The 7,731-nt window shown below is 54.3% G+C and carries 5 protein-coding genes, 1 tRNA gene and 1 CRISPR repeat array; of the genes, 4 read left to right on the top strand and 2 right to left on the bottom strand.

Features of this window, described 5'->3' with window-relative positions; translation table 11 throughout:
- The 3 genes from JUK32_RS00850 to JUK32_RS00840 form a co-directional block, all read left to right on the top strand.
- Window positions 1–1,903, top strand: a 1,903-nt coding sequence (locus JUK32_RS00850) for a CHAT domain-containing protein (RefSeq protein ID WP_204136972.1), incomplete at its 5' end; no start/stop codon positions are given.
- A gap of 51 nt (window positions 1,904–1,954) precedes the next feature.
- Window positions 1,955–2,344: a hypothetical protein gene (locus JUK32_RS00845; RefSeq protein WP_204136971.1), complete on the top strand. Its 390-nt coding sequence runs from the start codon at window positions 1,955–1,957 to the stop codon at window positions 2,342–2,344.
- 9 nt (window positions 2,345–2,353) lie between these two features.
- Window positions 2,354–3,268 (top strand): hypothetical protein, encoded by a 915-nt coding sequence (locus JUK32_RS00840; RefSeq protein WP_204136970.1) that lies wholly within the window; start codon window positions 2,354–2,356, stop codon window positions 3,266–3,268.
- A 14-nt stretch (window positions 3,269–3,282) separates the two neighbouring features.
- On the opposite strand, the gene JUK32_RS00835 is transcribed toward JUK32_RS00840, so the two are convergent.
- Window positions 3,283–3,864, bottom strand: a complete 582-nt coding sequence (locus tag JUK32_RS00835) for a hypothetical protein (RefSeq protein ID WP_204136969.1) — start codon at window positions 3,862–3,864, stop codon at window positions 3,283–3,285.
- 86 nt (window positions 3,865–3,950) lie between these two features.
- On the opposite strand from JUK32_RS00835, the gene cas12k reads away from it, so the two are divergent.
- The gene (gene cas12k, locus JUK32_RS00830; RefSeq protein WP_204136968.1) at window positions 3,951–5,882 is read left to right on the top strand and encodes a type V CRISPR-associated protein Cas12k; all 1,932 of its coding nucleotides are present in this window, start codon (window positions 3,951–3,953) and stop codon (window positions 5,880–5,882) included.
- A 421-nt stretch (window positions 5,883–6,303) separates the two neighbouring features.
- A CRISPR array of direct repeats spans window positions 6,304–7,218; the repeat unit is 37 nt; unit sequence GTCGCCCAAAGCATTTCAGGGCAGGGCGGATTGAAAG.
- A gap of 306 nt (window positions 7,219–7,524) precedes the next feature.
- Here the strand turns inward: cas12k and JUK32_RS00825 are convergent.
- Window positions 7,525–7,598 (bottom strand) — tRNA-Pro (locus tag JUK32_RS00825).
- Between the last annotated feature and the right edge of the window lie 133 nt (window positions 7,599–7,731).

The following is a 7,731-nucleotide window of genomic DNA, read 5'->3' as shown; positions in this document are numbered from 1 at the left end:
CCGCATCCGGGGGGACAAAGCGGCGAATATCGAGCAGGCGATCACCGCCTACCAGCAGGCCCTCACGGTGATGACGCCAGATACGCTGCCTAACGAGTGCCGAAAAACCGCTCGCTTGTTAGCGAACCTTTATGCCGATGAAGGCCGCTGGGCCGACGCGATCAGCCCCTATACCGCCGCCCTAGCTGCTGCCGAAGTCCTGTACCAGTCGGCTCTTTCTCAAGCCAGCCAAGCGTCGGAACTCTCAGAGACTAGTAACCTCTACCGTCGAGCCGCCTACGCCTATGCCAAAGCAGGTGACCGACAAACTGCCGTCGCCACCATCGAGCAAGGTCGGGCCCGCAGCCTCCGCGAAACCCTCCAGCGCGATCGGGCCGATCTAACCGCTATCCGCCAGATCAATCCCCAGTTGGTCGAGCGCTACGCTGCCGCTGCCGCTACCCTCCGCAATTTAGAAGTCAGTGAGCGTAGCACCCGCCTCAGCGACAACCAATCTACAGATATCGAAGCGGCGTTGCGACAGCAGGGCACCGAGGCCCGCCAAACCCTACAAACCTGCATTGCCGAAATTCGCCAAATCCCTGGCTATGATACCTTCCTGGCCTTGCCCACCTTTGCCGACATTGCCGCCACCCTGCAACCGGCCCAGTCCCTCGTCTACCTGATCCCGACCCCCAACGGCACCCTTACCCTCATTTTCCAACTCCAGTCTCGCGAGGTCGGGCAACCTTCCACGCCTACCATCACCCCGGTCTGGCTCGACAGCTTCACCGAGTCTGAGCTGCGGCAGCTATTGGTCGGCGAAGAAGATAACGAGAGCACGGGCTGGTTCAAAGCCTACTATCAGAGCGTGTTAACTCCTGCCGATAATCCCACTCTTAAGGCCCAAAATCGAGAGCGATGGTTTAAGGAGCTAGATCGCATCACCAACTATCTCTGGGATGCAGTCATGGCTCCTATCCTCTTGAACCTCTCCCCAGCCCCAATCCCCAATCCCGAATCGCCCCTTCCCCCCACGGCCACCCTCATCCCCACTGGATATCTCAGTTTCCTACCCCTCCACGCCGCCTGGACTCCGGATGACACCACCCCCACCCAACGGCGCTACGCCTGCGATAGCGTCATCTTCACCTACGCCCCCAATGCCCAGGCCCTGGACGCAGCGCGCACCCAGGCCCATACCCCCGCGACCACCCTTCTCGCCATTGATGAACCCCTGCCTTGCACCGCGCCCCCTCTGCCCAACTCAGCTCAAGAAGTCGCCGCCGCTGTGGCCCACTTCCCCCAGCACCAAGTTCTCCGCCACACCGCCGCCACTCGCGAAGCCGTCCTCGCAGCTCTGCCCCAGCACCCTGTCTGGCACTTTTCCTGCCACGGCAGCAGTGACCCTCGCAATCCCCTCGATAACGGTTTGCTCCTGAGTGATGGCCAATCCCTTAGCCTCCGGGATCTATTGGCCCTGAATCTCAAGGAAATTCGGCTGGCCGTGCTCTCGGCCTGTGAGACCGGGATGCCCGGTGCCGCCCTGCCCGATGAAGTGGTGAGCCTCCCCACCGGGCTGCTTCAGGCCGGGGTCGCGGGGGTCGTCGCCTCCCTCTGGTCCGTTAGCGACCTCAGCACCATGATGCTACTCTCCCGCTTCTACGATTTCTGGCGCGTCGAGCAACTGCCCCCCCACCAGGCACTCCACCAGGCCCAACTGTGGCTACGCGACACCCCCAATGGCGAAAAAGTGGCCTACTTCAAAACCTTCCTGGCCGAATTTCAACTCACCGAAGATATCGAAAGAATGGCCGCCACCACCGCCGACTACCTCTACAAAGCCACAATTTCCCGTCGCCCCCAAGAAAACGACTTTGAGCATCCCTACCACTGGGCTGCCTTTACCTATGTCGGCACCTAGGGCTCTAAATCCCTCCATCCCTTTGACTTGATCCTCTACCATCACCTCGCGATGTATTCCCCAGACGATATCCTCACTGCTGCCGCCGCCATTCGCCCTTACCTCCCCAACCTACTGGGCGAGACCGCCCCTACCGTCGATGCGCAACTGGCAGACTTGCTCAACCAGCCCTTCTCCCCCGGCTTAGAAAACCGCATTCTCGACTGCCTTGCCGCCCACGATGCCAGCCGCGAGTGGCTCAATCAGTTTCTCCAGACCAAACGCCCCCCCGATGTCGAGCGCCACTACCATCCTCTGGCAGGGCAAGCTACCGATCTGCCCGCCATCCCCCAATATGTCTGCCCCGAGGGCGATTATGTCTGGTATCGTCACAGCATTGCCGAGCCCGTGCCGCTATGTCCGACCCACCACCAAGCCCTAATTTTGGTGGAAGAAGACTAACCCCCAGCCATGCTTCCCAAGTTCACCGAAAGCCTGAGTGGCAAGCTAGCCGAACGTTGGCTCACCACAGTTTTTGCCCCCGCTTTTGCCTTTTGGCTGGGGGGCATAGCCGCCTGGGCCAAACGCTTTGGCTGGCAACCACTCGTCAGTGGCTTTAACGGTTTGCCAGAGGATACCCAACTAGCCCTGTTGCTGGGCGCGTTTATCCTCGTCACCCTCTCTGGCTTCCTGGCCCAGCGTTTTGAACTGACCCTGCTGCGCTGGCTAGAGGGCTACTGGCCCCTAGTGTTGCGCCCCCTTCACCTACGGTTAATTGCCTACCAGGCCCAACGGCTAAAACGGGCTAAACAGCAATTTCAAAATCTGGCGCAGCGTGGCATCGATACCCTCAACCCCATTCAGCGGCAGCAACTCATCGCCCTCGATTGGCAACTCATGCAAGCGCCCCCACCGCAGTTCCTCATGCCCACTCGCTTAGGCAATGCCCTGCGGGCCGCAGAACAACGGCCTAAAATCAAGTACGGTCTGGATGCCATCCTCTGTTGGCCCCGGTTGTGGTTCCTCTTGCCTCAAGCGGCTCAGCAAGAACTCGAAACCGCCCGTGATGCCCTCAATGCCGCCGTAAGGTTGTGGTTTTGGGGCATATTGTCAATTATCTGGGGCATTTGGACGGGGTGGGCCGTAGCCATTGGCCTGATGGTTGCACTGTTTGCCTACTACCGCTGGATCCTCGATGCCGCTGCTATTTACGCCGCCTTGCTAGAGTCTGCCTTTGATCTCTATCGCCTAGAACTCTACAAGTCCTTACGCTGGCCCCTGCCCGCGACCCCCGCTGAAGAACTGAAGCAGGGCAAAAAACTTACCGCCTATCTCTGGCGCGGGTCGGAGAGCGCCACCTGGCACTTTGCCGATTCCGACGACTGATCCTTACAGAGCAGTCACCAGTCTTTTGAGGCCCATGCCTGGACCTGCCACCCCTCAATTCCTCTTTTTGTTGGCGTTCCTTTTGAGGTGAAGCCCCAGACATCTCGCTTGTGCTGCGGCCCATAGCTGATGTGAATGGGTCGCTCTGCTCCATAAAAATACAGCGAGTCAAACGGCAGTTCCCGCATCACAATCCACTCCACCAACACATCACTCGGCAGATCCACAATCCTAAAATCACATGCTGCCCCTAACCGTGAGCAGTAGTAATTCCCATTTCGATTCAGCTCATGGGCCATATGCTGATCTAGATTTGGGCTCACTCGGCCATGCTTCACCCCCGTCATCGGGTCCTTCTTCGCCAGCGATCGCTGCAAATCCGCTGAGCAAAACCCATAGGTAAGCTGAAAGCGATCGCGCCCAAACGCATCAATCACCGGATCAATGATGTGCTCACACAGCGCCGCCAACGCCGAAATCGTCTCCTCCCGGTTCTTCGGGTAGGGATCAATCTGGTCAGCGTACTTGCGGTACGTCTGCGTGCAGGTGCAAAACTCATCCAGCGTCAGATACTTGCCTAACTTTTGAGGTGTCATTTATCAAAAGGGCACTAACAATACAAATCAACCAGTCAAAAGTGGTACAAATGAATTAAACTCGCGCTCTCTTAACTAAGTTTGTCATGAGCAAGATCACGATTCAGTGTCGCCTCGTCGCTTCTGAAGCCACTCGTCAGTACCTTTGGCACCTCATGGCTGATATCTACACGCCATTTGTCAACGAGATGCTAAGGCAGATTAGGGAAGACGACAACTTTGAGCAGTGGCGTCAAGCAGGCAAGATTCCCGCTGGTGTGTTTGAGAATTACCGCAAGGCTCTAAAAACCGAGTCACGATTTCAAGGAATGCCGGGCCGCTGGTATTACGCTGGCCGCGAGGAAGTAAAGCGGATCTATAAATCCTGGCTAGCTCTCCGCCGCCGTCTCAGAAATCAGTTGTCAGGACAAAACCGATGGCTGGAGGTGCTCCAAAGTGATGAAACTCTGATGGCAGTGTCCGGTCTCGATCTTCCCGCCCTCCGAGCAGAATCCACTAAGCTCATGGATCTTCTAAGTTCACAGATTGCTAAGCCTGCTAAGGATTCTAAGAAGACGAATCGGAAAAAAGGTAAAAAGCAAGCCAAACAGACTCAAGGCAAAAGTTTGTATCAGGCTCTGTGGGATCTGTACCAGGAAACCGAGGATATCCTGCAGAAATGCGCGATCGCCTATCTCCTCAAAAACAAGTCTCAAGTACCAGACAAACCAGAAGATCTTGAAAAATTTCAACATCGTCGCCGCAAGGCCGAGATTCGTACAGAACGCATCAACGAGCAACTCACCAAGTCTCGGCTGCCCAAGGGGCGAGATTTGACCGACGAGCAATGGCTGGAAGCACTCGCGATCGCGACTGAACAAATTCCCAAAGATGAAACTGAAGCGGCTATCTGGCAATCTCGCTTGCTGACCGATGCTGACTCTCTTCCTTTTCCCGTGGCGTACGAAACTAATGAAGACCTCAAATGGTTTCTCAACGGAAAAGGACGCCTATGCGTTAGCTTCAACGGCCTCAGCGAACATACATTCGAGATTTACTGCGACCAGCGACAGCTTCACTGGTTCCAGCGCTTCCTAGAAGACCAACAAATCAAAAAAGACAACAAGGGCGAACGCTCCAGTAGTCTTTTCACCCTTAGGTCCGGGCGCATCTTATGGAAGCCTCATTCAGAAGCAAGTAAGAGTACCCCTTGGACGGCCAATCACCTGACCCTGCAATGCAGTGTGGATACTCGTCTTTGGACCGCAGAAGGCACCGAACAAGTTCGTCAAGAGAAGGCGACCAGCATTGCCAAAATTGTTGCGGGAACAAAAGCCAAAGGGAATCTCAATCAGAAGCAGCAGGATTTCATCACCAAGCGAGAGAAGACCCTTGAGTTGCTGCAGAACCCGTTTCCTCGCCCTAGTCAGCCCCTCTACCGGGGCAATCCATCGATCATTGCAGCAGTCAGCTTTGGCCTGGAGAAGCCAGCCACATTAGCGATCGTGGATATCGTGACAAGTAAGGCAATAACCTATCGCAGCATTCGTCAACTGCTAGGCCAAAACTATAGTCTTTTCACCAAGCACAGACTTAAGCAGCAACAGCGTGCTCACCAACGCCACCAAAACCAGAAAGAAAGCGCTGAGAATAGAATCTCTGAAGGCGGACTAGGAGAGCATGTAGACTCGCTAATTGCCAAAGCCATCCTAGAAACTGCCACAGAATATGGAGCCAGCAGCGTTGTGCTCCCTGAACTGGGAAATATTCGCGAAATCATCCATGCAGAAATCCAGGCTAAAGCTGAACGTAAAATTCCTGGTCTCAAGGAGAAGCAAGACGAATATGCAGCCAAGTTTCGAGCCAGCGTCCATCGCTGGAGCTATGGCCGTTTGGCCCAGAAGATCACGACCAAAGCTTCTCTCCAGGGCCTTGAGACTGAATCGATCCGTCAGCCATTGCAAGGAACTTCTCAAGAAAAAGCGAGAAATTTAGCGATCGCTGCTTACGAATCACGTACAGTCGTCCAAAGAGCTTGACAGGTTCGTATGTACCACTAAAATAAATGCAGCGCCTAAGCTCATGCCGTCAAAGGTCTCTGTGCTTAGAAAAAGGGCTAGTTTGACGGTCTGAACACCGTCCTGCTTTCTGGCCTAGATAACTGTCCATCCCCGAAGTTGTAAGGCGCACGCAGCAAGAGGGCACGGGTTCTGGAGCGATGGTTATCAAATTCACCTCCGAGCAAGGAGGAATCCACCCAAATCTTAAATTTGGCAAACCTAAGCGAGGTCAAAATCCCTAGTAGGTTTGCCAAAAGGCTGAAGCTCTTAATCTACGAAGGTTTGAGTTGACTGGCTTATCCAAATTGCCGGTCTTCTAACAGAATCCGCTAGAACTAGATTGAGCTTTGCCAAATTCAGCTCTGAAAAGCTTGCAGGGTATACCTTTCCAATGGCAAGGGTCGCCCAAAGCATTTCAGGGCAGGGCGGATTGAAAGATCGGAATGCCGTAATAAGGCACCTGAAAGCGCTGTAAGTCGCCCAAAGCATTTCAGGGCAGGGCGGATTGAAAGTCCTATCTTAAGCTTACTCGTAGGTTACTCGCATAGTCGCCCAAAGCATTTCAGGGCAGGGCGGATTGAAAGATTGCTTCAATCCAGCAATGCGAGCAGGCGGCTGGTCGCCCAAAGCATTTCAGGGCAGGGCGGATTGAAAGAACCTCTTTACGGGTAAAGAGGTTTACGCTAATGTGTCGCCCAAAGCATTTCAGGGCAGGGCGGATTGAAAGATCGCTACAGTCGCATCCGCCAAGGCGCTCAACTAAGTCGCCCAAAGCATTTCAGGGCAGGGCGGATTGAAAGAGGATTAATACCCTGAAGATTGACCCGGCAGAGGGTCGCCCAAAGCATTTCAGGGCAGGGCGGATTGAAAGATCAAGGCTCGGTAGCGGGCGCTGGTGGGGGCAAGGTCGCCCAAAGCATTTCAGGGCAGGGCGGATTGAAAGACCGCAACAGCCACAAAGACAACAGGCATCCCGACCGCAGGTCGCCCAAAGCATTTCAGGGCAGGGCGGATTGAAAGACTGCCCTGACGCTTTACCGGCCTTTGCGACAAGGGTCGCCCAAAGCATTTCAGGGCAGGGCGGATTGAAAGTGGAACAATTCGGGATCCCAGTCGGGTATGGTGCCGGAAGTCGCCCAAAGCATTTCAGGGCAGGGCGGATTGAAAGTGAATCTCCACAGCCTCAGATTGCCAAAGAGATTGCGTCGCCCAAGGCATTTCAGGGCAGGGCGGATTGAAAGGCAGACCAATGCTACAGCTGGTTGTTATCGATAAAAAGTCGCCCAAAGCATTTCAGGACAGGGCGGATTGAAAGCAGTAGAGGCTGATTATGCTCAGCGTATTTCAGAGCAGTGCGACCGAAATCCCAGAATATTTGTACTTAATTCAATGTCGGCGCTAATCTATATACAGGTGGATTGAAAGGCGCACTTCGTTCGGGAAAGTACACCTTATCTTTGATAAGGCCTTTTTAGATGCGAACTCATCCGACGACAACATTGTGTGATCAGTCGCATTTAGCAACCAAACGACACAAATGTGTGAATGACGACAGAGAAACAGTTATGACGACACGAATTAGTGATCGACGACAAATAACTTGTTACTCGACACAAAAGAATCGGGATGAGAGGATTCGAACCTCCGGCCCCTTCGTCCCGAACGAAGTGCGCTACCAAGCTGCGCTACATCCCGCAGTAATCAAGTTATAAATTAGCACAGAGGCGCGATCGCTGTTCATCTTTTGTAAATTGGTAATTGCTCAACCAGGTTGACTCAAGCGATGAGCTAGCAGAGGATGTTAGGCTTTGGTCATGACTGAACTCCC

Origin of the sequence: Halomicronema sp. CCY15110 (assembly GCF_016888165.1) — a bacterium.
Taxonomy (GTDB): Bacteria; Cyanobacteriota; Cyanobacteriia; order Phormidesmidales; family Phormidesmidaceae; genus Halomicronema.
This window is presented reverse-complemented; position numbering and strand designations above follow the sequence as displayed.

Bases quoted from the DNA above. Each gene is read 5' to 3' on its own strand.
- JUK32_RS00845 (WP_204136971.1), top strand. From the start codon at position 1,955: ATGTATTCCCCAGACGATATCCTCACTGCTGCCGCCGCCATTCGCCCT.
- JUK32_RS00840 (WP_204136970.1), top strand. From the start codon at position 2,354: ATGCTTCCCAAGTTCACCGAAAGCCTGAGTGGCAAGCTAGCCGAACGT.
- JUK32_RS00835 (WP_204136969.1), bottom strand. From the start codon at position 3,864: ATGACACCTCAAAAGTTAGGCAAGTATCTGACGCTGGATGAGTTTTGC.
- cas12k (WP_204136968.1), top strand. From the start codon at position 3,951: ATGAGCAAGATCACGATTCAGTGTCGCCTCGTCGCTTCTGAAGCCACT.